Source organism: Photobacterium piscicola, assembly GCF_900166965.1.
In the GTDB taxonomy this organism is placed as follows: Bacteria; Pseudomonadota; Gammaproteobacteria; order Enterobacterales; family Vibrionaceae; genus Photobacterium; species Photobacterium piscicola.
Genome location: NZ_FUZI01000003.1, coordinates 1 through 25,502 on the forward strand (window position 1 = coordinate 1; position 25,502 = coordinate 25,502).

The 25,502-nt window shown below is 37.3% G+C and carries 18 protein-coding genes and 1 riboswitch; of the genes, 10 read left to right on the top strand and 8 right to left on the bottom strand.

Annotated features, from left to right (window positions below):
* Window positions 1–426: 426 nt before the first annotated feature.
* On the bottom strand, window positions 427–1,827 hold the full coding sequence (locus CZ809_RS08980) for an alanine/glycine:cation symporter family protein (RefSeq protein ID WP_080157196.1): 1,401 nt from the start codon (window positions 1,825–1,827) through the stop codon (window positions 427–429).
* 80 nt (window positions 1,828–1,907) lie between these two features.
* Window positions 1,908–2,006: riboswitch (glycine riboswitch) on the bottom strand.
* A 353-nt stretch (window positions 2,007–2,359) separates the two neighbouring features.
* Window positions 2,360–3,688, bottom strand: coding sequence for a glycoside hydrolase family 18 protein (locus CZ809_RS08985; protein ID WP_080157197.1), 1,329 nt, complete (start codon window positions 3,686–3,688; stop codon window positions 2,360–2,362).
* A gap of 359 nt (window positions 3,689–4,047) precedes the next feature.
* On the opposite strand from CZ809_RS08985, the gene CZ809_RS08990 reads away from it, so the two are divergent.
* The 6 genes from CZ809_RS08990 to CZ809_RS09015 all read left to right on the top strand — a co-directional run bounded on the left by CZ809_RS08990 (window position 4,048) and on the right by CZ809_RS09015 (window position 12,605).
* Window positions 4,048–4,752, top strand: a complete 705-nt coding sequence (locus tag CZ809_RS08990; RefSeq protein ID WP_080157759.1) for a helix-turn-helix domain-containing protein — start codon at window positions 4,048–4,050, stop codon at window positions 4,750–4,752.
* 74 nt (window positions 4,753–4,826) lie between these two features.
* The gene (locus CZ809_RS08995) at window positions 4,827–5,846 is read left to right on the top strand and encodes a J domain-containing protein (protein ID WP_080157198.1); all 1,020 of its coding nucleotides are present in this window, start codon (window positions 4,827–4,829) and stop codon (window positions 5,844–5,846) included.
* A 56-nt stretch (window positions 5,847–5,902) separates the two neighbouring features.
* Window positions 5,903–6,505 (top strand): HAD family hydrolase, encoded by a 603-nt coding sequence (locus CZ809_RS09000; protein WP_080157199.1) that lies wholly within the window; start codon window positions 5,903–5,905, stop codon window positions 6,503–6,505.
* 64 nt (window positions 6,506–6,569) lie between these two features.
* Window positions 6,570–7,019 carry a hypothetical protein gene (locus CZ809_RS09005; RefSeq protein ID WP_080157200.1) on the top strand — a complete coding sequence of 150 codons (450 nt, stop codon included), beginning with the start codon at window positions 6,570–6,572 and terminating at the stop codon, window positions 7,017–7,019.
* Between the two features lie 112 nt (window positions 7,020–7,131).
* Window positions 7,132–7,848: a hypothetical protein gene (locus CZ809_RS09010; protein ID WP_080157201.1), complete on the top strand. Its 717-nt coding sequence runs from the start codon at window positions 7,132–7,134 to the stop codon at window positions 7,846–7,848.
* A 272-nt stretch (window positions 7,849–8,120) separates the two neighbouring features.
* A complete protein-coding gene (locus tag CZ809_RS09015) occupies window positions 8,121–12,605 on the top strand; it encodes an SslE/AcfD family lipoprotein zinc metalloprotease (RefSeq protein ID WP_080157760.1) in 4,485 nt (1,494 codons plus the stop codon).
* An 84-nt stretch (window positions 12,606–12,689) separates the two neighbouring features.
* Here CZ809_RS09015 and CZ809_RS09020 read toward each other — a convergent pair whose 3' ends face one another.
* The gene (locus tag CZ809_RS09020; RefSeq protein WP_080157202.1) at window positions 12,690–14,624 is read right to left on the bottom strand and encodes an FUSC family protein; all 1,935 of its coding nucleotides are present in this window, start codon (window positions 14,622–14,624) and stop codon (window positions 12,690–12,692) included.
* A 184-nt stretch (window positions 14,625–14,808) separates the two neighbouring features.
* Complete coding sequence (locus tag CZ809_RS09025) at window positions 14,809–15,174, bottom strand: hypothetical protein (protein ID WP_080157203.1); 366 nt, start codon at window positions 15,172–15,174, stop codon at window positions 14,809–14,811.
* 293 nt (window positions 15,175–15,467) lie between these two features.
* Here CZ809_RS09025 and CZ809_RS09030 point away from each other — a divergent pair, with 293 nt between their 5' ends.
* Complete coding sequence (locus CZ809_RS09030) at window positions 15,468–15,749, top strand: hypothetical protein (RefSeq protein WP_080157204.1); 282 nt, start codon at window positions 15,468–15,470, stop codon at window positions 15,747–15,749.
* 141 nt (window positions 15,750–15,890) lie between these two features.
* On the opposite strand, the gene CZ809_RS09035 is transcribed toward CZ809_RS09030, so the two are convergent.
* Window positions 15,891–17,393 carry an alanine/glycine:cation symporter family protein gene (locus tag CZ809_RS09035; RefSeq protein ID WP_080157205.1) on the bottom strand — a complete coding sequence of 501 codons (1,503 nt, stop codon included), beginning with the start codon at window positions 17,391–17,393 and terminating at the stop codon, window positions 15,891–15,893.
* 566 nt (window positions 17,394–17,959) lie between these two features.
* Window positions 17,960–18,967 carry a ribonuclease T2 gene (locus CZ809_RS09040; RefSeq protein ID WP_080157206.1) on the bottom strand — a complete coding sequence of 336 codons (1,008 nt, stop codon included), beginning with the start codon at window positions 18,965–18,967 and terminating at the stop codon, window positions 17,960–17,962.
* 460 nt (window positions 18,968–19,427) lie between these two features.
* Between CZ809_RS09040 and CZ809_RS09045 the strand changes: the two genes are divergently transcribed.
* From CZ809_RS09045 to CZ809_RS09055, 3 genes are all read left to right on the top strand, one after another.
* Window positions 19,428–19,742 carry a hypothetical protein gene (locus CZ809_RS09045; RefSeq protein WP_080157207.1) on the top strand — a complete coding sequence of 105 codons (315 nt, stop codon included), beginning with the start codon at window positions 19,428–19,430 and terminating at the stop codon, window positions 19,740–19,742.
* A 390-nt stretch (window positions 19,743–20,132) separates the two neighbouring features.
* Window positions 20,133–21,008 (top strand): ABC transporter ATP-binding protein, encoded by an 876-nt coding sequence (locus CZ809_RS09050; protein WP_080157208.1) that lies wholly within the window; start codon window positions 20,133–20,135, stop codon window positions 21,006–21,008.
* The gene (locus CZ809_RS09055; RefSeq protein ID WP_080157209.1) at window positions 21,005–21,835 is read left to right on the top strand and encodes an ABC transporter; all 831 of its coding nucleotides are present in this window, start codon (window positions 21,005–21,007) and stop codon (window positions 21,833–21,835) included. Before CZ809_RS09050 ends, CZ809_RS09055 begins: the two co-directional genes overlap by 4 nt.
* A 147-nt stretch (window positions 21,836–21,982) precedes the next feature.
* On the opposite strand, the gene CZ809_RS09060 is transcribed toward CZ809_RS09055, so the two are convergent.
* Entirely contained in the window at window positions 21,983–22,186 is a 204-nt protein-coding gene (locus CZ809_RS09060) for a hypothetical protein (protein ID WP_036795050.1), read from the bottom strand.
* 331 nt (window positions 22,187–22,517) lie between these two features.
* Window positions 22,518–25,388: an Hsp70 family protein gene (locus tag CZ809_RS09065; RefSeq protein WP_080157210.1), complete on the bottom strand. Its 2,871-nt coding sequence runs from the start codon at window positions 25,386–25,388 to the stop codon at window positions 22,518–22,520.
* Window positions 25,389–25,502: the final 114 nt, after the last annotated feature.

The window sequence follows — 25,502 nt, forward strand, 5'->3', positions numbered from 1 at the left end:
GAGCAGGAAGAGCAGGAAGAGCAGGAAGAGCAGGAAGAGCAGGAAGAGCAGGAAGAGCAGGAAGAGCAGGAAGAGCAGGAAGAGCAGGAAGAGCAGGAAGAGCAGGAAGAGCAGGAAGAGCAGGAAGGGCAGGGTATGTGTTATTGCGTAGATTAGTATCAAATATAGAAGAGTCACATTCATCTGTATTGATGTTGGTAACGTGGTAATGATTAGCTTGTTAATGGTGTTACTGTTGAAGAGTCTAAGGATGTGATAGATATCGATGTAATAAGAGGGGCGTTAGAGCTGAGCGAGATGATGATGGACTGCTTATGGCAAGCGAGAGACGGTTTAATAAGTAAAACAGGATTAATAAGAAGCAAAAAAGCCTCAGTATCACGTTGCAGTGATGGACTGAGGCTTTTTATTGTGAGCTAAGATTAATTAGCTTACTGAGATTGGATCGTTATTTTCGCGCTGTGACTTTAGGCTTGCGAAGTATTGCTGAGTTTCAGCAATAACAACATGGCGTAATACCACTAAACCAATCAGGTTTGGAATAGCCATTAAACCATTAACAATATCAGCAATAACCCAAATCATATCAAGTTGCATGAAAGCGCCACTTGCGATGAGGACTAAGAAAACTAACTTGTATGGCATGATTGCTTTTACGCCAAATAAATACGTAATACAGCGCTCACCGTAGTAGTTCCAACCTAAAATAGTAGTAAAGGCAAAGAACATTAGGCCAACAGAGACCATTAACGGACCATAGTAATCAGAATTCAAACCAGCAGCAAAGGCATGTGTTGTCATGGTTGCACCAGCGAAATCACCAGTCCATGCACCTGTTACTACAAGGGTTAAGCCTGTCATTGTACAGATGATGATCGTATCAAAGAACGTACCTGTCATTGAGACTAAGCCTTGGCGTACACATGAATTTGTCTGCGCCGCAGCGGCAGCAATAGGCGCGCTGCCTAGTCCTGATTCATTTGAGAATACACCTCGGGCAATACCTGATTGAATCGCAAGCATCATTCCGGCACCAACAAAACCACCCGTAGCCGCATGACCCGTAAAGGCTGATTGAATAACCGTTTCAATGGCAGCGGGTAGTGCATGGAAGTTAGTACCTAAAACGATTAAGCAAGCCATAATATAAAAGCCAGCCATCAGTGGTACAACCGTACTTGCTACTTTAGAAATTGATTGAATACCGCCTAATGTTACTGTTGCAACTAAGAGCGTTAATATAACAACCGTAATTTCTTTAGGTGCGCTAAATGAAATATGTGCAGCTTCTACTATAGCGTTTGCTTGTGGAAAGGTACCAATACCAAAACAAGCAACACCCACAGCAAAAATTGCAAACAGTTTAGCAAGCCATTTACTGCCAACCCCTTTTTCAAGGTAGTACATTGGGCCACCAAGAATTTGACCATTAGCGTCAACTTCTCTGTATTTAACGGCTAATAGACATTCCGCATATTTTGTTGCCATGCCAAATAAAGCAGCAAGCCACATCCAAAATAGTGCACCGGGCCCACCGAGTTTAATTGCGGTTGCAACACCAACAATATTACCTGTACCAATTGTTGCAGATAAAGCAGTGCACAAAGCAGCAAAGCTTGAAACGTCACCTTCGCCACGGCTATCTGGATCTTTTTTACCACCAAAAACATATTGTAATGCGAGTGGTAGGTATCGGATCTGGATAAAACCAAGTCGAATTGTGAGGTATAAACCTGTGCCTACTAATAAAATTAATAGGGGCGGTCCCCAAACAAAGCTATCTAACGTGCGTAGAAAATTAAAAATTGTGTCATGTAGTGGATTCATTATTCCTCCTTCAACGTACAAAGGAAGAGATACAGAACAACAGGTAAATGTTAGTTACAGAATGGCTTCTGGTTGCTGCTCTTATCTCCTCTGTCCTTTTGCCTGAGAGTTTCACCGTTATATTGCAACGGTTTGCTCCTTCGGCGCTCGATTTAACGAGTCTCTCCAGAGGCTCCTCCAATAACAGTCCATACCTATTGCATTACTGCAACCTGGTGCCTGAAAGATTTACGAGTGACAACCTGATGGGATCATGTTGTTTTTCGCTTACTTCTTCGGCGGGCCGACGTGTTATACCATCATGGTATTCGTCAATGGCCGCTCTCCTGCTATCTTCATCGGAACTCATTTCGCCCGCAATGTTAGGGGATAAAAATGTGATTGTCAGCAAAAAAGTAAAAAAAAAAGCGCTAGCGAAATAAAATAAGCGTCAGAGGACAATAAAAGGAATATTCCGTATAAAAATAAACCAGCTAAAGAGCCATCAGTTATGCTAGCGCAATTGATATTAATAGTAAGTTATACTTGATAACTAAGGATTTAAATTATTATCGAGTATGGTGATCAGTTCATTATTAGCGTCAGAGGTAATTTCCCAACCAAACACCCCGCCAAGTTTATGTTGCTTTGCATAATCCGCTTTAGCTTTGAGAGAACGTTTATCTTCAAAACTAATATATTCTTTATTTTTTTGATTATAGAGTACAGCAGCTTCTGCATGCTGGTCATAGTAATAACGATAGCCTAATTTAGGATTGTTAATAAAATATTTGCTGATATCACTGTAAGTAAAATACCCAGGATCTTTAATGTCAGAACCTTTACCTAATCCACCTAAGCTCTGTAAATTTTCAAGTTTGTCGGGGAATATAACATCAACACCTTGCCATCCTCTGCCATAAAAAGCACTACCAATAATAATCTTATGTGGATCAACCTGTTTTTCTATCAGTGTTTTTACTAGATTATCCACAGAATTATTATTTGGTGTATTGGAGGTACTGTATAGATTGCTGTGATGGCCAACGACGTTACTCCAATTGCCTAAGAAATCAAAACTCATTAAATAGAGTTGATCTAAATGATTAGCAACATGGGCCCAGTTGATACCGGGTAAGGTTTTTTTGTCGGCGTTGATTGCCGCTGAAAGTTGGTAATGACGGTTATTCTTACTTCCTAAGCTATCTAATTTATGCCGTAATTCCGCAATTAAAAGGCTATAGGCTTCTCGCTCTTGCGATACTGTATCCTTGCCTTTTCCTGATAACCCGTACCCACCAGGATATTCCCAGTCAATTTGGATACCATCAAAAAAATCGTATTTCGTGATTAAATCTATGGCAGAGTTTACAAATGTCTGACGATAAATAGAATTAACGGCAATTGTATGAAAGGGTTCTGAAAGGGTCCAGCCACCAAAACTTGGAAGGATATTTAAGTGAGGGTGTTTTTCTGACAGTAGTTTTAATTGGCCAAAATTACCTTTATAACTGACATTCTTGGCCGTTTTACCCGCAAGTTTTATTTGTAGTGCGGCATATTCATCTAAAATAATGGCTGTGCCAATAGGTTTATCTTTACATTGGGTTTTAATTATTTTTTTGATGTTATCAGGTGAAGAGTCGACGGGCCCACAGGCTGCTAGAAATGCGTAAATAAGATGAGTTAATTTCTCCGCTGGAACCATGCTAGCAGAGTATGGGTTGTTAGGTGTATAGACTTTCCAATCAGGATAATAAGCGGCCACGACATAAGGGCGATCATGTTCAGCAGCATGAGCAATATTTATTTGAGATACTAAGCTACAGGCTAACAACGGGTATACAGAAAAAGAACGAATTGAGGCTAAAAAAGAAGTCATTTACGTTTAATCAAAATATAAGAACTGCTGCTATTATTGACCGTATCTATAATATCCCGATAACCGTTTGTTATTGTTATTAGATATGCATCACAAAACAATGACTTATTCAAATCGCTGACATGAGTCAGGTAACGCTATAACCTGTTGAATATTCTTTTTGATTATCGTTTTATTTTCCATTGGTATATTGAAGTAATAGTGCTGAAATCTAATATTTGGAACAGCAGAATTAATAAGATTAAATTATTTTATTAATAGCATGTAATTATTTTCTTATTTAAAGGTATAAATACGCTTTATATTAAAGACGTAAAGTTGGATAACCAAGTGTGTTAGTTGTGGTGTTCGGGGGTAATATGATCTGGGTTAATTGCTGCCATAAAGAAAAATATACCAGTGTTAAAAATAATCTTGTTAAATATCATAATGTTTTAGAAATATCACCTTATGAATTGTTATTAACGATGACTGGATATGAATTGATTTTCATTGAAATTGAAAATTCACAATCTAATGGTTTTAAATTATTACGAATTATCAAACAACATTACCCTATTGTTAAAATTGTGATTGTTTATCATGATTTAGATTCTGAGTTAGCGATTGTTGCATTACGAGCTGGTGCGGAAGATATTTTAGTTGCTAGTGCTAATAGACAAAAAATTGATAGTTGTTTAAGTCGGCTACATACTCATAAAGAAGAAATTGTTATTGATGATGATATATCACAACGTGAACGATCTATATTACCTGCATTATCTATTATTGATAATGATATTAGTGCGCCACTGCGAGAGGAAGAATTAGCGAAAGCGTGTGATTTTTCAGCTACTTATTTTTCTCGATTATTTCATACAACAATGGGTGTTACATTAAAACAGTATATTATTCAAAAAAGATTAGATTTAGCCTGTGGATTATTAAGTTCTGATCATGAAAAAATCGCATCAGTGGCAACTTCTGCAGGCTTTAAAGATGTTTCGTATTTTTCTCGAGTATTTAAAAAACACATCGGTTGTTCTCCGGGAAAGTTTCGATCAAATAATTATAAAGAATCATAGCGGGTGGATCATCATTTACAGGTAATAGAGGAGTTGTTTATAATTATATTATACTTCTTTTGATGATTTGATTAATGACAACATTTCATGAATTACTTGGTACTGATGATAGCTGTTCGACAACAGAGATAAAGAAAAAATATCGTCAATTATCAAATAGGCTACATCCTGATAAAGGAGGCTCTCAAGCATTAATGCAGATGTTGAGCATGGCCTATCAACAAGTAATTAAAGGTGAGGGTAATAAAAAATGCTCAGATGCCATCCTTAAACAGGCAGAGAAGAATGATCAAGGTAATGATTTTAAAAGTAAAATAGCAGAACTGGTTAAAGAAAAAGAAAAACTACAAGATTTACTTGAACAACATAAGCAAAATGTTGAGCATGCTTTTACTGCGGGTGAAAACAGTGCACGGCAAACATTGTTATTACTACAAGCGGCGAATAATAGTCTTAATAAGCAACTGGTTTTTTTACGTCGCCAATTAGATGAAGGGGAGAATAAAAATTCCATCTCTAAAAAGTCGAATAAAAAATATTGTTTTGTTATGTTATTTATTCTTTTTGTCATTATTGTCGTGACAGGAGGATTTTTTCATTATCAAAGACAACATCAGCAGCCACTATCTCAGGCTCCAGATTTGGTTCCTGTTCCTATTGCTGCTCAAGTTAAAAATGTTATTGCCACTCAACTTGCAACTGTTGATTATGCCGATTCTATAAATAATGTAGCTCGAATAATGATGATGCATACTACGGGTTTATGGCAACAACGTTACTATGAAGGTACTCGACAACCTTATATTGCAGTACGCAGTATTAATGGCTCTTATATTGTAAAAGATTGTCAGGGAACTTTTAGCTATTATTCTAACCGTATACATAATACAGCACATGTACCTGTTAATTTAATTTTTAGCACTAATGATCGTCAATTTTCAGTCTATAGAATACCTTATGGTAATGGTTCTAGTGAGCAACAATGGTTAAATAGCAAGAGTCTTGTTATTAATGATAATATTTTTAGTAATAATGGCTATCAATCAAGTGCATTAGCACTAGCTTCAGTATGCAGTAATACCACGCCTTTTTAGTGGTAACGGCTATTATCTAAAATATGCATAAATAGAATCAAAATCAGGAGTGTTTAATGGATTTATCGTTATACCAAGGGATTATTTTTGACATGGATGGCACATTGGTTGATTCAATGCCCGCACATATTAAAGCATGGCAGCACACATGTCATGATTTTGGGTTGCCATTTGAGCACGATTGGTTTTATTCAATGGGAGGCTCACCCACGATAAATACAGCGATAGCATTATTAAACAAACACGAGATTGATGCCGATCCCCAGTTACTTGTGATGAGTAAATTACGCCATTTTGATGAGATCAAGCATAAGGGCGATATTATTCCAGCTACATTTGCTGTGTTGCAGCAACAAAAAAACGTAAATAAACGTATTGCTGTGGGGACAGGATGTTATCGTCACCACGCTTTAGATATATTAACAACCTTAGGTATTTTTCCCTTGTTAGATGCAGTGGTCACTGCAAATGATGTCCAGCGTCATAAACCATTACCTGATACCTTTATTGAAGCGGCACGTTTACTTGATGTACCAACAGCACAATGTGTGGTATTTGAAGATACTGAATTAGGTTGCCAAGCTGCATATGCGGCAGGAATGGATTGTTATCGAGTTAGAGATGGTGTGATTTGTGAATTTATAGCGTTTAAATCCTAAGGTTTAGCCTTTTAAATAAATACGTTATGCTAGTAGTGTTTTTTTACTTACTAGTGATGCCATAATGACTAAAGCTTCATCGCACAACGACAACCAATATTCTCTTTCTGAAACCCGTTTTTGGATTCAGCGTTTAAGTAAAACGTCTATTCGTGCACTACATATCTTAGGTGTTGCTATATCGAGTGGCGGATTTATTTTCGATCTTGATAAAGCGCTATGGCTTAATTGGTGGTTACTGGCCATGTTCAGTGGTCTTTTGATGATGTCACAAGAGATTTATCGTTCAAAGTTGTGGTTAATTCAACTTAAAGGCGTATTAACTTTTGTTAAGTTAGCTTTACTGGCTTCAATTATATTGGTTCCTCAGCAACAACCTAATATCTATATTACAGTATTATTACTTTCAGTCTTTATTGCTCATGGGCCTGCGGCTTTACGGCATTATTCAATTTGGCATCGACGTGTTCTTCATGAGCCAAAAGGTGGAAGAAAAAAGAACCTAAATGGATAGGCGCATAATTATTCTTTGGCCTCACTTTTAAGTGGTTTTTATTACAACAGAGCCTGCAAAAAGTATCACAGTTAGTACACTATAGGAGGATAAGCGAATAAAAGGTGTCGGCATGATTAAATATGGGGCGTTGTATTTATTGTTTGCGATAGTGTTTGTCGGTGCAATATTAGTTGTAGATAGAATCCATAATGATCATTTATTAACACAGACTAAAGATTCATTGCATTTAGATAATGATAAAGAGCGTGCGGAATTTGCTTCGGAAATCGTACATAAATACATATTAGAGCCAGATCAATCATTACCCGTGACTGAAGGTGACTTATTTCCTTATCTTTATGGATATGCTGATTTAAATAACAATGGGCGTGATGAAGTCTTTATTCTTATGCAAACGGAAGAGTATTGTACTGAAAAAGGCTGCCAAGGTTTTTTATTTAGTCATGTTCAAAAAAAATTAGCACAATGGCAAAACATTTATCAGCCCATCCTGGTTGCAGATGAATCACATAATGGATGGCGTGATATTTTAGTTGCTGATGATAATAAGATGTACCGTCTGAAATATAATGCAGGCCATTACCTTACCGATCTAAGTAAAGCGCCTGAATTTAATAATCACCAACAAGCATTAGTCGCGGTAGGGTTAGCATTAGATAGCCAATATTACCGTAATGGTGGTAGTAATTTAGCACTCAATTATTCACAACCTATTTTCGATTGCCAGCAGTGTTTCTTATTTAGCTTTAATCGCTATGAAGAGTCAGATAAAAATTATTATTTATCCGTTAATACTGATGATAAAACCGTAATGCCATATCCTTAATCTAACGACGTGACAATAAGAAACTCCATTATTTCAATATAAAGAGTGTATCTGTTTGTTACAAAGAGTAAGGGTGTAATGCATTGATTTTAAGTGAGTTATAATATTAAGGATTTCTTTTTAGATTTGCTTATTTACCTTATTATGACTATTGCTTATAGCGATAACTCAATATATATATACGGCTAATATTTATAATAAAAATAACTTATTGGACGTATATTGTGGCAAATAAAAAGTTGATTGCGTTGGCTATATCATCAGCTCTTTTGATGGGGTGCAATGGCGGTAGTGATTCAAGTGATCTTATTCCACCACCACCAGTTGTTGATCCTGAAACACCTGAAATTATTCCACCGGTTGATCCGGATAAACCAGAAATTTTACCGCCTGTCGATCCTGATATTCCTCCTACCTTCGGTATTTTCTCGCTTAATGGTGATATGAATTTTGGTGCGAGTGTGCTTTGTAATGGCTTACCCGCGACGGATTTTATCATCGAGGATGATAAAGTTATCGTATGTTCATTTGATAGCATCGAATTAGCGACTTTTAGTGATGTTCAATTACAAACAACTAAGTCCAACGCTAAAGAAAAAATCAAATTACTGACGCTCGTTCAATCAGATCGCTTTGTTGCTTTTGATGATGATATCCAACGTCAAAATGCAGTTGCTAATACACAAGCATTATTGAATAAAATGGCGGTTGTTAGTGGTAAAGTGATTGATTTTAAGTTATCAGATATTGAGCAATTACGGTTTAATAACTTCTATAATACTGATGATATATTGCTACCAACCGCTGAATTTAATGCGTTGATTAGCGATAAACTTGATGAAAGTACAGAAACTGACAGTAAACCATCAACTCATGAACCTGAATCACAACCCGTTGTTACACCAGGAACGAGTAATGATTTAAACAGTCATTTTGTAAGTGCTAATGCTGAGCAAAATTTAAGTTACCAGCCAACTAAAGTAATTTTAACGGAAGGCTTTTTACGTGATTTAGATAGTCAGCCTGTTGTCGGTGTTGATTATTATAGTCCATCAGGACGTGGACAAACTGATGCTGACGGTAAATTTAGCTTTAGCTGGGGCGAAAGTGTTGCCTTTGGTATTGATACCTTTGAGCTCGGTGAATTTAAAGCTAATAAAACCCAATTTACAGTGACAGATCTAGCCGAAGGGCATGCTGGTCGTAATATTGCACGTTTGTTACAACGTTATTCTGACGCTACTGATCATATTCAGATTTCCGAGCGTGTTCATAACATATTTGCTCAATACCCTAATGTGATTAATGAAGCGTTAAATATAGAGTTGTCTGAGTCCGTACAATTGGATAATGGTACAGGTAAAGAGGTGCTTGTTGCTGGTGAATTTGATAAGCAATTTGAATCAGGCTTAGCACAACAGATTGATAGTGCAATTTGTGGTGAAACGTGTAAATCAAACCTGTTATTTTCACCATTGTCATTTCCACGTACAGCAACAGTAACAGAGCCAAATATTCAAGCAGATATTAATAAGCTTTGGGGGGCAGGGGCCGACGCGATTACAGCTGGCTGGAAACCCGTTAATAAATTCCACGTGTTTACTGATTCAACATGGTTTTATGGCAGTTCTGGTGGTGCTCGAGGTCAAAGTTCGATCAATATATCTAATCGCGCTTTTCCTATTTTAATGGCGCGTAATGATAATAACTATTGGATTAAGTTCGGTGATAAAAAAGCATGGGATGAAAAGAGCCTAGCGTATATCACCGAAGCACCATCAACGGTTGAACCAGAAAATGTTGGTGCAGAGACTGCAACGTTTAACTTACCTTTTATCAGTATCGGTGAGTTAGGAACCGGTAAAGTTATGATGGTGGGACATAACCGTTATAACAGCATTTTGGTCTGCCCTGATAGCTACAGTTGGAACGGTAGTGTTGATAAGAATGGTGTGTGTAGCCAGCGCGATGCTGATTCAAAGGATAGCCCTGATATGGGTAATTTCTTTACTAATACGTTCCGTTATTTATTAGGCGAGCGTTATAGTAATTCTGCTGATTCTATTACTGTTGGAACCAATATATCACATGTTTATTTCCGTCAAGCAGGGCAGCAGGTTGGCCGCTCCGCAGAATTTAAAGCAGATAAACGTTTTAAGTTAAATATTGAACAAGTGACTGATTTTAGTTCGATTGATCCGGAAACAATGCCATTAGTGATTATTAATGGATATGAATTTAATGCTATTACAAGTGATTATACTATTCCGACCGTTGCTGATATCAACAAACCTAAACTAACAGAGCAAGATGTCTCTGGTTTACTTAGTTATGTTGAGCGTGGTGGCAATATACTTATTATGGAAAGTATTACTTCTCAACCTAAAGACGATTTTGCGCGTTTATTAGATGGTGCGGGTTTAGCATTAAATGGTCATTCAGTGGTTACTAGTGGCCCTAGTTATGGTTATCCTGATCGTGTGCGTGCACAACGAGAGCATGGTTTTTGGGTTATTGAACGTTATGAGTCAGCAAAAGATGAAGTTAGTGGCGAGATAAAACCACCATATACAATTAAAGATGGCATCGTTATTTGGGATTTCATTACTAATAATAAACCTGATGATAAACCAAAATTAGAAGTTGCGAAGAAAGTCATTACTAACGATGAAGGAAAAAACGAAACTGTTGTTGCATTTATTGATACATTTAATAAAACGCCAGAACAAATTGATATTGCAAAACAGCAGTTATTGAGTGAGTTTGGTTATCAAGAATGCCAGCTTAGCGATTACCACTATGAGGTTAACTGCTTAGAATATCGACCTGGAACCGGTATTGCGACTGATGGTGGCATGTATACACCACGTTACCAAGAATTAGATCTGAATGAAGCGACAGCTAAAGCAATGGTGAAAGCGGCTGATCTTGGGACAAACATCGAACGTTTATATCAGCATGAATTGTATTTCCGTACTAAAGGAAAACAAGGTGAGCGTCTAAACAGTGTTGATCTCAATCGTATTTATCAAAATATGACGGTATGGCTGTGGAATAATCTTGATTACCGTTATGAGCCTGGTGTTAATAATGATGAATTAGGTTTTGAACGTTTTACTGAATTCTTAAATTGTTATGGTGATAATGCGCCAAACCAAACGATGTGTAGTGCCGAGTTAGGTCAAAGCCTTGTTGATAACAACATGGTTTATGGTGCTAATAGCGACGTAAATGTGGAATACCAAGGTTGGATGAACCCAAGCTATCCACTTAATTATATGGAAAAACCGTTAACGCGTTTAATGCTGGGTCGTTCATATTTTGATTTAGATATTAAAGCCGATATTCGTCAATATCCGGGTGAAGCCAAAGGTTCATCATCAGCCAAAGTGGATGTTGATTTATCAAGTAATACCGTCGCATGGTACGCAGGTAATCGTCAATCAACTGGTCAATGGGCTGTGGCACATCAGCCATTTACTATCTCAGTACAAGGAAATAGTAACCCAGTAACAATTACGGTGGCTTTAGCTGACGATCTAACCGGACGTGAAAAACATGAGTTGGGTTTACAGCGTCCTCCGCGTGTTTCTAAATCATTCACATTGCTTGCTGGTGGTTCAACAGAATTTACTGCGCCATACGGTGGTTTGATCTATGTATCAGGTAATGAAACAGGAAAGGTTAGTGTTAGCTTAAACGGCACTGTTGACGCGCCATGGTATAAAGATAATGCTTGGGTAAACTCGCAAGAGTCAGCAGCTCCGATTGGTGAAATTGAATCTGATAGCTTTATCTATACTGCGGCATCAAAAAATCTTCAAGCGAGTAATTATGGTGGTAAACCACAACAATTCGCGCAAGAGTTAGATGTTTTTGCCGAAGATTTAAATGAATTTTATGCGCGTGATGAAGTGAAGGGTGAAGGTACGGGGCATCATCGTAAAGTAACGGATGCGACACTGCCAAATAATAAGCATCATGTGGTTAATGATGTCGCTATTTCAATTGGTACGGCACACTCTGGTTATCCGGTTATGAATATTAGCTTTGAGACTAATAGTAGTGATATAAAAATGTCACCGCTAAATAGTTGGTTGTTATGGCACGAGGTAGGTCATAACGCAGCTGAAGCACCATTTAGTGTTGAAGGTTCAACTGAGGTAACTAACAATATTCTTGCACTTTATATGCAGGATAAACACCTTGGTAAAATGGCGCGTGTTGAACAAGATATTCGTATCGCACCTGCTTTTGTTAACTTAGAAAAACCTAATGCTTGGGCGGCTGGTGGTAACGGTGAACGATTAGTGATGTTTGCTCAATTAAAAGAGTGGGCTGAAACTGAGTTTGATATTGCTAAAGTTATTACTGGAAAGTTACCTCGTTATTACGTCACTGATGTTGATGGCATGAAGGGCTGGAATTTATTTAAATTAATGCACCGTCTAACGCGTGGCGGTTTAGAAGACAATATGCAATTACCAACCCCGAATGCTTGTCAATCAACACAAGGATTGAGTAAAGGCGATCAATTAATGGTATGTGCCTCTTATGCAGCACAAACTGATTTAAGTGGCTTCTTTAGTGCTTGGTCACCAGGCTCTAAAGCTTATATGATCCCTGGTGCGACAGAACCTTCTTATGAAGGGGGGGTTACACCTGCTGGACATGCGGCAGTCAAAGCATTAAAGCTTGATGAACCAACGCATGATCCATTACAAATTAATTCAGTGACTGTACGCCAAATGAATTAAATAACGTAAATAGACATCGAAAAAATAAAACCGCGTATCTGAATGATGCGCGGTTTTTTTATTAATAACTAAATATCACGTTTGCTATACCACAAAAGCTCGCTGATATAGCATCCATGCGGTAAGTTGTTGAATGTCTTTTTCGATTAATGCACATAACATATCTTCAGGGATAGGCGTCGTTTCTACATAAAACGGTGGCATTCCGCCATGTTTGCAACGATCAGGAAATGTTTGTCTTATCCATTGTAATTGATTAATCCAACGTGTTGTTGACTGTGGCTTCTCAGATTGAATACCCAATTTTGTTGCCAATAATAGCGCATCATTTAAGCGTTGAATTAATACTAATAAGCTTAACCAGTCTTTTGATGTTCGAGGGCTTAAGTTAGGCTCTTTGAGTAAATTCATAACCTCGCCGTTTAGCGCATAATAACGTTGCTGGCTTTGATATAAGTTAATTTTTTGTTCCCACTGCGGTTTGTTTAATACTGCAACATACAATATTTGAGACTTTATCATGCTAGCTGTGTGGCGATCTAACCATGTCATTGTCCAACTTGGTGCAATGAAGTAGTTCACCGAAAATGCGATAGTTACACCAAATAATGTGTCGATAATTCGGTAAAATGACACATAAGTATTATCAGGAGATAACAAACTGATCGCGAATACAATCATTGATGTTAACCAAAATACATGGATGTCGTAACGTTCTTTATGATAAGACGTAAAAGAGAAAAAGACTGAAATACTGGTTAATAACAGAAGGTATTGTGGTGGTACAAAATATAAACAGATGAAGCAGTAAATCCCCCCTAAAGCCGTACCAGAAAAACGATTCCAAATGCGATGATTAGTGATTGCCATTGATGATGTCAGCAACACAATAAAGGCTGTTAGTGAGATCCAATAACCTTGTGGCAAATGATAAAATTCAGTTAAAAATTGCGTTACAGCTAATGTTACCGCAATTTTTCCAGCATGACGCCACTCTTTAGAATTAAATTTAAGAGCAAGACGAAAATCACTAATAAATGCTTCACTGTCATTAGTAAATAAATAGATATTTTTACTATTATCGGGTGATGAAAAAGTATCAAAATTATAACAACGTTTAAAATTTTCTATTATATCAATAATATAAACTGTATTTTTGTATTCATTAGTTGCAAATGTTGCAGTGATTTGTTGTTTTTTTCTTAATTGGTCGGCTGCTTTTTCTATCCAACCAAATAGTTTAATTCGTGTGGTTGTATGAATATCAAAGCTGAGTACCCGCTCTAAACAAATAATATACTCAGACATTTCTAATAAACGTTGCAGTTCTATTTTTATTTGTAGGGCACGCTTAGACGATGAAACAGAATTGCTGTAATACGCTAAATTGTGGGCACTTTGATAAAAGAATTGTCGTCTTGCCGCTAACTGTGTTTCATCATTAGATAATCGTAATTCATCAAGCCAATCAGCCAATGCATTGTGCACTGTTACTGTGTGTTGATGCAAAATACGTCCTTTAAAAAAAGGCCATAGCATTAAAGATGAGAGCATGACACATAAGCCAGCAAAGACATTCGCCATCAGCACAATAGTTAAACTATCGCCTACAGAGGCAAAATGAATCGCCATAATGTAGATAAAACCAAAGTTATAGCCAAATAAACGAATATGAGGGCGTTGATTAGACATTAAGCCATAAAGAATGGCGATTGAACATAATGTAATAGCACTTAACCACATATAGCTAAATACTAAAAACGCCAAATAAGTTGCCACAACGGTGATTATGATAGAAATAGACAGTATTTGTAATCGTTTTAAATAGGGTAGATTGCGAGCTTGAACGCCAAGTAACCATGCTGTAATCAAGCCTGATATACCGGCACTAGTAAAACCTAAGCTATAAAACACACCTAGACTGACTAGCATTGGAACGGTTATACGAATAGAGTCGGGAATGTCTGCTGCATTGGAAAACCAGCGGCTAAACATAGTCGTTAACGTTGTTATTTTCATGATGGCGGCTTGTTAATAATAAAGCATGCTGATACGTCAAAATATAGCGATAAAATAAGCTAAAATGAGGCGTAGAATATAATAAATAATGCAATACAAGTAATGCGTTATTGGTAATGTTACAGAATGGTATTAGTTAAAAAATAAGCAGTGCAATCAGCCGAAGCACTGCTTGTTTATAAATTTATGCTGATTTTATTAATAACTGGCCAAGGTAATTCATTGCAAAAGCCGCATCTTGTGCCGCAGTATTTACTTTAGTAATTAATTGTTGTGCGCGTTCATCATCATCTTTTAAGCTGATGCTTATTTTTTTAACCAGCTGTTCAGCCATTTCTGTTTTTTGTTTACAGTCGTTAAATAATGCAGAAATAACGGCAATATCTATTTCACCACCTTTTGCAAACAAATTAGCTGCAATGCTATATACCGTATGAAACTGGTTCGCAGTGTCTTTTTTTCCAGCTTCAACATCTTTAGCCCACTCCGTAGACCATGTTTTAAAAATAACGGCAAGTTGTGGGTTAGGTTGCACTTGTATTGGTTGCATTATGTTGTCCTTGAAGTGGTTATACCTAGCATAGTAATGCAGCTTATAACGGGTTTAAAGTGCAATTTTTAGAAAGTGATATCATCGAGTGAATTAAATAATAGTTGGCTGTTTTTACCGCAGAAAATGCTGCTTAACTATACAATATTGAGGTGAGTATCACATAATTCAGTTATATATATCATTTTACATCAAGATCTTTGAGAAATGGCTTGCATGAGACACTGTAACGTTTTACGTTAAACTTAGCCCTTGGCAGTAGTGATAGCCAAATAGGTGCTAAGGAGAAACTCATGATTAATGTGAACTTCGAATTGGCAAAACAAGCATATGCTAAAGTGCTAATGTATCCTTATGGTGGTGAAATTGAACAGCATGAATATACAGCACTGCGTGTCTTCCGTTGGGATTTGGCACGTGCTGGCAAGCCAATTGATAAAGCCTTTGATTTAAGACTGCAAGCAAGTGGTTATCGAAAAATCGCTACTCAGCCTGCAAAAGCCCATCGACCACTTCCTGCGTGTGTTCTAGCACAAATGAGTGAAAGCTGGAAAAGCCAACATGGTTACCTATAATGTATAAATATGCCTAAGGCTAAAGAATATATTTCTTTAGCCTTTTTTTATTTTTATCGGGCTAGAATTAATGCTTAAAATAAAGATAAAAAAACCAGTCATTGCTGACTGGTTTCAATAGATAAATACTACTTAATTATTCTATTTATTAAACGTATTGCCATTGGCTTCACGTGCTTCTGCAATAGTATCTGGGTGCCATGCACCTTCAATATCTTTCAGCTCTTTAAACTTAGAGCGATCAAATTCTGGTGTTTTACCCGCTTTAAGTTGTTCTTCATAATCTTTGATAACTTTAATGGCTAATCCTGAAAGGAATATTAAAGCAACAATATTAACCAGTGCCATTAAGCCCATAGAAACGTCAGCTAGGCTCCAAACAACAGGAAGTGAAGCAACAGCGCCAAACATTACCATGCCTAATACCGCAAGACGGAACAGGAATAAGCCTTTTTTGGTATTGCCGTTTAGGAACATAATGTTTGTTTCTGCATAGGTGTAGTTTGCAATAATCGATGAGAAACAAAATAGTAATATAGCTGAGGTAATAAAATAGGTTGTCCAATCACCTAATTGATTACTCAACGCTTGTTGAAGCAAACCAATACCTGTTGCAGCATCAGGTGAGTTCATTACGCCTGACAACATGATCATAGCTGCTGATGCGGTACAAATAACAATAGTATCCACAAACACACCAAGCATTTGTACAAAGCCTTGTGAAGCAGGGTGGTTAGGGTTTGGTGTTGCACTTGCAGCAACGTTCGCCGCAGAACCCATACCGGCTTCATTTGAGAATAAGCCACGAGCAATACCACTTTGCATTGCTTGTGAAGCTGTGAATGCTACACCACCTGCAACAGCTTCATGCCAACCAAAGGCACTTTTCACAATAAGAGCAAGCACTGCTGGTAGTTCAGTAATGTTCATTGCAACGATAACTAATGCAATCGCTAAATAGCCAACCGCCATGATAGGAACAATTTTTGTTGATGCGGTCGCAACACGGCGTAAACCACCCATAATAAAGAAGGCAGTAAAGACAACAATAACGATACCTTGTGTTGTTTCATCCCAACCAAAAGAGTGGTGCAGTGCGTCTGTGATGGTATTTGCTTGAACGGCATTGAAGACAAAGCCGAAAGCTATAATAAGACAAATTGAAAAAAGAGTACCCATCCAGCGTTTACCAAGACCTTGCTCCATATAATAAGCGGGGCCACCACGGTATTGACCGTCAACGTCTTTTACTTTGTAAACTTGTGCTAAGGTTGATTCAATAAAAGCGGTTGCCATACCAAAGATAGCAATTAACCACATCCAAAAAATCGCACCAGGACCACCAATGGTTAATGCAACCGCAACGCCAGCCATATTACCGGTACCGACACGTGCTGCCATTGATGTACAAAAAACTTGATAAGAGCTAATGCCATTTTCTATTTCACGGCCGCTTTTTAATACGTCAATTGAATGACGGAATTGGCGTATTTGGATAAAACCAAGACGAACACTGAAGTAAATGCCTACACCAACTAATAAATAAACGAGAAGTTGGCCCCATAAAACGCCGTTTACTGAGCCAATAATTGCCATTAAGGTGTCATTGATTGAACTCAGTATATTTCCATTCGTAGAAGTCATATTTTTTCCTGTTAATAAAACTATGCAACCTTGAGGGGTTACTTAGTGAAGAGGAACATTCATTATTTGTGAGTGCTCTTGCTATCGGTTTCTATAATAGGTTTTTTTATTGATAATAATTTGTAATATTTACCGCTATTATTTATTACAATTATTAAACATGTAACCGATTTCATTGCCATCTAAGGCGATGCAAGGTAGCACAAAAAATGAAAAATCCTAGGAGACTTATATCACAAAAAAAGAATTATTACTATGTAACACGTTACATTGGCTGTGTTTTTTTGTATTTTTATTCTTTATAATCAATGTGTTGTAAAAATGTGTGAATTGAGCCGTATAAAAGCTATTGAACGATGTGCATTATCGTATGTTGAGATTTTACCATTAAAAAAAAGACTATTCGTATTTTCTATTACGGTGGTGTTTCCTATATTAGAATTAGATTAGAGATATAATCTTCAGTAATTAAGGCGTTTGGTATAGAAAATAAGACATTAAAGAAAAGAGAGAGCAAGTGAATAAATTGCTCTCTTATCATAGTGATAAATTAAATATGAGAATGCTTACTTTCCAGCAGCTTCAATATGTATTTTCTTATGACAATTGCCGTAGAAAGGACGGCCTTTAGGACCTGATTCTAGTAACGCTTGAACACTATTGTTAACATTAAATGATTTACCGATATTTAATCTAACTTCATTTAAGTACTTACCTTGGCTACAGGAAAGGCTTATGCGATCTACCGCATTTGCACCGAAGTGAGAGATCAAATTCTTCTTAAAACTGGCCGTTGAGACATTATTACCAATATTTGCTTTGATAAATTGACCAATAGCTGAAGTATCGACTTTTTCAACCAGCTTGGTTGCTGTTAAAAAGTAGTCATTTGCATCGAGGTTTTGACAAACGCCATGTTTTTTCCATTCATATTCGCCAAATTTTGTTTGGTAGTAAAAATTAGGCATCCATGGTGCTATTTCTTTGATTGTCGATGCAGAAAGATCGAGACGAGCATAACGGTCACAATAACCATATTTTGTGCCACAGCTGGCTTTGTTTGGCCACAATCCATGTAATGTTAAATTAGTTATCTTTAACTTACCGTCATTAATAGCAGTGCATTCAGGTTTGTTACCTTTATAGTGGAAATGTTCACAAAAACCAGGTTGCCAGGTTAATGCTAATACATATGAATCAAATTCATTGCGAGTATTACAGCTTTTTGATGAGGTATTGAATGATGTAGATGCCGAAGGTTGTGTTGTAATATTATCCGTTAACTGCGCGGTTCCGCATGATTTATTAACCCAGCGCATAGCAGGGGATGCATTTGGGATAAGTATTTGTACCCAATCAAATTCTTTTTTATTAATGGCTTTTATTGCATATTGCTTGTTGTTAACCAGCTGAGTGTTATCAGGGTTGGTTTGTTTACGAAAAGATTGGTATGCCTCACAACTGCCATTTGAGGTAAAGCTGCCTGATGATTGAATTGATGCGTTTGCAGCAAAGCTAGATAAAGAAATGATATTACCGACAACAACGGTAACTAAAAGAGGGTATGAACGCACAATTTGCCTATTATAAAATGATAAATTTGGGCTAACTATAGTTGATTATTACGCTTTTATTAAGGGGAACAAGATAACGAACGTGATAATAAGTTGTGATGTTGTGCTAAAAATCGAGTCAAAAAAGGACGTATATTCAATTTCGAGTGAATAAATTGACGATTTTTTTAAATTAGTGTTCACAATAAAGCGAACTCAGAGTAATATTCACAGAAGTAGCGTCCCCTGTTACACGAAAATGAAAAGATCAATTATAATAAAAGAGTCTTTAATGTGAAAATATCACTTTAAAGTGTGTTGGTGGGAAACACCAATCTCATTTATTCATCTGAGGTTATTAATTTCATTTAGCTAAATATAGAACAATGTTAAATTTTCATATTAAGGTTGTTCATTTTATCAATGCATGCTTTGCAATTTCATGTTCAAAGCAAATTTGTATTATTATCCGAGGTTATTAATGGACAGTTTCGCGGCTGCAGAAAAAGCGCTCAGTGCGATGTTAAAAAGCGTAGAAGCAACAGGTGAGGTAAAGGAAGCACGTGTTGACTATCGCCAAATTTTAATTGATTTTGCTGATGAAGTACCAGGTCGCCAAAAAGCAGTAATCAAGCGCATTCCCCTTCAAAAAATAAATAATCTAATTGCCGTATTACATGAGTTTAAACAAGAGTCACGTCATTCTCGTATGATTGAGATCTTAGCTATGATGGAAAAAGATGACGTGTCACCACATGATCTTGTTGTTGAAGAGTTATCTAACGAAGCTGAATAACGATATAAATCAATAGTTAAACTTTAGTTTTAACGGTTAATTGTTGCAATATAATTATGTTCATACTGCCGATGTTTTAATACTATATTTATTGGTAATTTCGATTACAGCCTTCTTATTTTTATATAGTAAGTTGCATTTTTATATTAACCACTTATTTAGTATACAGAGCTAATTATATTAGTTCTGTATACTCTCGCCTTACTTCCCATTATTAACTCATATTATTGTGCATAGTGTATTTTATTATTTGCAGTTGATTATTGGCATCTTATAATTAAACGTTGTTTTATTTTAAAGGTGCTATTTTGTAAGCCATCAATTTATAAAGCAAATTGTTTGTGTTATTAATAAACATTATTTCGATTTACTGGCCACTAAGGATTCTATGTGAGTAATATAAACTGTGATGAACCTTTTATTAAAGCTCAACACATTACTAAGTCTTATCATGATAAAAAAGCATTAGAAAACATTAGCTTTAGTTTATCTAGTGGACAAGTCCTTGGTTTACTTGGCCATAATGGTGCAGGTAAATCAACCTTAATTAAAACTTTGCTGGGTATGCATAGTTGTACTGGCACATTGAGTATTTTTAATTTATCACCGGAAAAAAATCGCGACAAAATAGTTAAACATCTTGCTTATATTTCTGATGCTGAGTCTTTACCTGAATGGATGACAGTAAAGCAATTAATGGCATATACCATGGGTGTTCATCCGCGCTTTGAACAACAAAAGATGGATCAGTATTTAGCGCAAACTAAGATTAAGCTTAATAGTAAAATAAAAGCCTTATCAAAAGGTATGAAAGTGCAGTTACATTTAGCGTTGGTGATGGCAACGAACGTCAATGTACTTATTTTAGATGAACCGACACTTGGGCTTGATCTTATGTACCGTTCGACATTTTATCGTACCTTGATGGCATGGTTTGCAGAAGGTGAGCGAGCATTAATCATAGCGAGCCATGAAGTGAATGAGATTGCACATTTGCTGACAGATGTTTTAGTACTTAAAAATGGTCAAACGGTATTACAAGCACCACTCTCTTCATTAGCGAGCGAATTTACTATCTTATCGGTGAATGATGAACATATTGCTGCAGCCAAACAACTCAACCCACTGACGGTTAATTGTCAATTAGGCCAATATCGATTGTTATTTGAAGGTGCTGATATTTCTCAATTGGCATTGTTAGGTGATATTAGCCAACCCAGTCTTGCTGATATATTTTTAGCGAAACAGCAGGAGACCGTACAATGAAACAGAGTTATACCTTAGTAAAAAATGAATTATTAGAGCATAAAATAATTATACGATTACCTCTGTTTTTAGCGTTATTTGCAACGCTATTAGTGGTTATGGTTTTAAGTAATATTAATGATTTCTCTTTTAATATTCAGATGAATGATATTGATGGTTGGCAACCACCAATTGTCGCCTCATCATTTGCAGGTGTTGTTGGATCGGTATCTTTTTTTATTGCTGGTATTGTTTCTTTGCTGAGTTTTTTTACTTATTCAGCGCGAGCGCTTGCAAAAGAACGTAAAGAAGGCACGTTGGCTTTTTGGCATTCAATGCCCGTGAGTGATAGTAAAGCAATAGCGATTAAGTTATTGGTGGCATTTGTCGTTATTCCATTACTTTCATCATTATTCTTACTCTTTGTTGATGTAACTGTATGGCTTGTTGCAATGTGGATGATGCCTGCAGATATGTTGGCTGAGAATTCACTTTCCTTTGTTGCTATTGTATTGCACTGGAGCCAGTTTATCTCAATGATGGCGGCAATGAGTTTAGCGTTATTGCCGATTGCCTGCATAATTTTTTGTACTTCTCAGTTAACAGAGCACCCATTGCTAGTGTTGTTTGTTGCAATAACACTCATTAAGTTCATTAGTTATATGTTGTTTGATTCAATGGCGATAGGGGCTTGGTTAAACAGTGTCAGTAATTTGGCGTTCAATATTTTAACCAGCGATCAGCCTTGGCATACATTAGCGAGTGTAGGATCAATAACATTATTGGGGTTATTAATTGCTGCGGTAGGTCTATTTAAGACGAGTGTTTATTTACGAAGCGGTGATTAAATTTGAAATCTTGTTGTTATTGTTAATGTTATTTAAAAGAGAATGTAGAGCTACATTCTCTTTTATTTAACTTATAACTGAGGATGATTATTTTATTTCATATATACCTAAGTATATTGGAACAGTTATAAATAATATATTTAACAATTAAGCTGCAGAAACAGACTCAATGTATTGTACTTCATTTTTATATTTACGAACGTTGCGAGATAGTGTGCCTTTTGGTAGCTCATAACGCTTCTCTGCTTCGTAGCTTGAAAGCCCATCAAACACGACTGCAGCAACAGCAACGCGTTGGTTTTCTGATTTAAAGATACGTTGTGCGATTAAATCATATTGTGTATTTGTCATAGTCTTGCCTATTTGAATTTTTAAGAGTGGGATAATGGTCTTTCCAATTCGTCCACTCAATGCTTGAAAAACGGTCGACTTGTTAGATATATAACAAGTAAACAAATGCTGTTAGCAAGACAATAGCAATGTGAACCTTAACAGAAGATTAATAGAATTATTTTTATGGTTTAATTTTGTATTTAAAATGGAAAAATAAAATCAAAAGCCTCTGTTTTTAATCAATAAGCGTCTAATTTCAGCTTGTTTTTAAATAAGGAATATTAGATTGAATATATGCAGTTAAATAAAGGGAGGGTGAACCTCCCTTTATTGCATTGTTTTAAGTTAATTAACCAATAAGGCGTAATCCATTGGGTAACGCATCACCAAATACGCGTTTGGTTTCTGCTTCTGTCAATATTTTGACTTCAGATACCATTTCGATCCAACTATCAGGGGCTTTGCTTTGTTTTAACTTAGTAATGACTTGTTGGCGTAGCTCATCGTTAATGTCTAATGTGCGATCGCCTGTCATGCGCGTCATCATTACTGCAGCAAAACCAATGTATGACTCTTTACGCCAATCATAATTCATTAGCTCTGGTAAGCAGTAAGAGACATGCTCAGCTGACAATAGGTTATGAGCACTGCCATAGAACGGCGAACGTGTTGCAATACGGCCAATAGCCCACCAATGTGCTTGTGCATATTGGGTTTTCTGTAAACGACCAAATAACCACTCAATCAGCTGTAGCTTCTTATCAAACGGTAAGTGCTCTAAAGAAGCCGCTAAGCGTACCATGTCTTCGTAGCTACGCTCTTGGAGCTCTTTATTCAACTTAGCGTTACGGCTTGCCCCTGGCGTAATGTATTTAGCGATGTCTTTATAGATAACAAGTTGCTGTTCTTGCGATAAGCCACCAGCGACACGACGCCAAAAAGTCCACCAATCACACCAAGTTTGAGTATTGGTATCAAATTGAATCCCGTGTTGATATAGCTGCCAGATTTGCTCCATACGGTACTCATCTGCCGGATAACCAAAGCCTGGACGCATAGTAAAGCCAGTAAGTTTTAACCAATTACGTTCATGAAGATCAGATCGGCGACGACGTTTCTTACTATCAAGTAACGCATTTGCTAGTTCACGTAAACATGGCGTTTCCCATGCGTCACGTTTGCCCAAGATTTTATCAAGATCATTACGTAATGTTTTTACTGCTTTATTATCTGCGGCTTTAGTGCCACCAAAGACTTTTTTAATCGCATCAATGGCATCTGGCATGCGTGCTGGAAGTTCACTTTCTGCAAGCGTGCTATCACTGTCATTGTTAGTACGATTTAATCGGGCTAAGTCTTTACGAATAGCAAATTCAACTTTCCAACGTTTGCCATTATCATTAAGGCTAACTGCTTCAATTTGCAGGGTGCCTACTTCAGTTAGCTGGCAAGCTAGGGTTACTTCTTCACGATCTTTTTGGTTCGCAGCCAGTTGGTCACGATCACGATCACTGTCTAAGGTTGCAATGAATGGCGGCAGGCTAACATAACCATCACCGACGATTTCAATCAGTTCACCAATATCGTGATGTTTATCATTGGTAGAAGAAACTAAGTTAAATCGTACTGGCTCACCTAATGTTAATGCAAATTTACGGTGAGTTAGCGTAACTTCGACACCTTCTTCAATCCCTTTAGGTAATAAACAAATTCCTTGCTTAGTGCCTTTATTTTCACCAATAGTGAGGAAGAATGAACGAGCAGAACCACCACCAATTTTGAGTTGTGCGCCATGACGTGCTTTGGCATAAGCAACAGCGCCAAAGGCAACCGCTAAGTCAGGGTGGAGGTTTTTAAGTTCAGTAACTGGAGTACCGCGCCAGCGAGAAATAATATCTAGCGTACGTGCTGACAGTAGGGGGCTGTTAAACACACCACCATTGAGCAGTACGGCAACTGGAATTGCAGGTTGATCATCACTAATAATGATTGAATCAGGGTGATGCAGGTTAAAATCATTAAACGCTTCACGACAGACATTGTCATGCAGATCAATAAATTGTGCTACATGCTTACTGATAGCTGGATCCGCTGCATAGGGAAGTCCAAACTCAACCATCGCTGCTTGACGTTGGTTCGGTTGATCTGTAAATGCGGTGATAGGGAAAAAGCCATCAAGGGCGATGCTATGCACTTCTTCACGGTTCAGCTCAATACTTTTAGCACCACCAATCAAACGTGAGCCACTGCCTAGCATGGTTACTTTGGCGTTGTCTGGTGCATTGCCTGATAATAACTTTTCTTTCACTTTTCGCGTTTGCTGAATTAGCTTTGATAACGCGGCAGGGCTGAGTTTTTTAGATTCGCCATGTAATCGTTGTTCGGCAACGTGTGCTAATGCTAAATCGAGATTATCGCCGCCTAACATTAAGTGATCGCCAACCCCAATACGATCAAGGGTCAATTTACCTTCATCAGTGCCGACTTTGATTAAACTTAAATCGGTAGTACCACCGCCGACATCGCACACCATCAATAATGGAATGTCTTTTAATAATTCATCAGCTTGTTGACGGTTTTGGGCATACCAGTCGTAACACACCGCTTGTGGCTCTTCCAGTAGTAATACTTTCTTTAATCCTGCCAATTCTGCAGCTTCTAGTGTCAGTGCGCGTGCTGACTCATCAAAAGAGGCTGGAACGGTAATGACCACTTCTTGTTGGGCAAGTTTGTCATTTTTATGATGATAGTCCCACGCTTGACGCACGTGGTTAAGGTAACTTGCACTAGCAATAACTGGCGAGACTTTCTTTACATCAGACGTTGAGGCCGTTGATGACCAAGGTAATATTGCTTCATTACGATCAACATGTTGATGTGATAACCAACTTTTCGCACTGACAACTTGGCGACCTTCAACTTTTGCACCTAACTCACGTGCAAATTCACCAATAATCACACTTGGAATTTCACCGTTTACAGGCTCAGCATTCCAAGGTAATACTAATTGAGTGGCGTCCATTTCGCCTTCCGCGGGATGATAGCGGAATGAGGGTAATAGTGGTTTACGCGCAACTTCACCCGGTGCAATTAATTGATCAATTTCAAAAATATGCATCGGACTTGTTTCTAACGTATCTGTGATTTCACAATAAGCGACAACGGTGTGTGTTGTACCAAGGTCAATACCAACGAGATAACGTGGAGAAGATGAAGACATGCTGGCTCCATAAAATAATTGAGATGAGAACATAGCCAGATGAGAAACGTTTGATGTGTCAGTGTGTTGCGGGTAAGAAACAGATAAGAATGTACCCCTGACATGCTTCATTGG

Coding starts and splice junctions, on each gene's coding strand:
- CZ809_RS09045 (WP_080157207.1), top strand. CDS start 19,428: ATGGACAGTTTCGCGGCTGCAGAAAAAGCGCTCAGTGCGATGTTAAAA.
- CZ809_RS09020 (WP_080157202.1), bottom strand. CDS start 14,624: ATGAAAATAACAACGTTAACGACTATGTTTAGCCGCTGGTTTTCCAAT.
- CZ809_RS08990 (WP_080157759.1), top strand. CDS start 4,048: ATGATCTGGGTTAATTGCTGCCATAAAGAAAAATATACCAGTGTTAAA.
- CZ809_RS09030 (WP_080157204.1), top strand. CDS start 15,468: ATGATTAATGTGAACTTCGAATTGGCAAAACAAGCATATGCTAAAGTG.
- CZ809_RS08995 (WP_080157198.1), top strand. CDS start 4,827: ATGACAACATTTCATGAATTACTTGGTACTGATGATAGCTGTTCGACA.
- CZ809_RS09055 (WP_080157209.1), top strand. CDS start 21,005: ATGAAACAGAGTTATACCTTAGTAAAAAATGAATTATTAGAGCATAAA.
- CZ809_RS08985 (WP_080157197.1), bottom strand. CDS start 3,688: ATGACTTCTTTTTTAGCCTCAATTCGTTCTTTTTCTGTATACCCGTTG.
- CZ809_RS09035 (WP_080157205.1), bottom strand. CDS start 17,393: ATGACTTCTACGAATGGAAATATACTGAGTTCAATCAATGACACCTTA.
- CZ809_RS08980 (WP_080157196.1), bottom strand. CDS start 1,827: ATGAATCCACTACATGACACAATTTTTAATTTTCTACGCACGTTAGAT.
- CZ809_RS09010 (WP_080157201.1), top strand. CDS start 7,132: ATGATTAAATATGGGGCGTTGTATTTATTGTTTGCGATAGTGTTTGTC.
- CZ809_RS09000 (WP_080157199.1), top strand. CDS start 5,903: ATGGATTTATCGTTATACCAAGGGATTATTTTTGACATGGATGGCACA.
- CZ809_RS09060 (WP_036795050.1), bottom strand. CDS start 22,186: ATGACAAATACACAATATGATTTAATCGCACAACGTATCTTTAAATCA.
- CZ809_RS09005 (WP_080157200.1), top strand. CDS start 6,570: ATGACTAAAGCTTCATCGCACAACGACAACCAATATTCTCTTTCTGAA.
- CZ809_RS09065 (WP_080157210.1), bottom strand. CDS start 25,388: ATGTCTTCATCTTCTCCACGTTATCTCGTTGGTATTGACCTTGGTACA.
- CZ809_RS09025 (WP_080157203.1), bottom strand. CDS start 15,174: ATGCAACCAATACAAGTGCAACCTAACCCACAACTTGCCGTTATTTTT.
- CZ809_RS09015 (WP_080157760.1), top strand. CDS start 8,121: ATGGGGTGCAATGGCGGTAGTGATTCAAGTGATCTTATTCCACCACCA.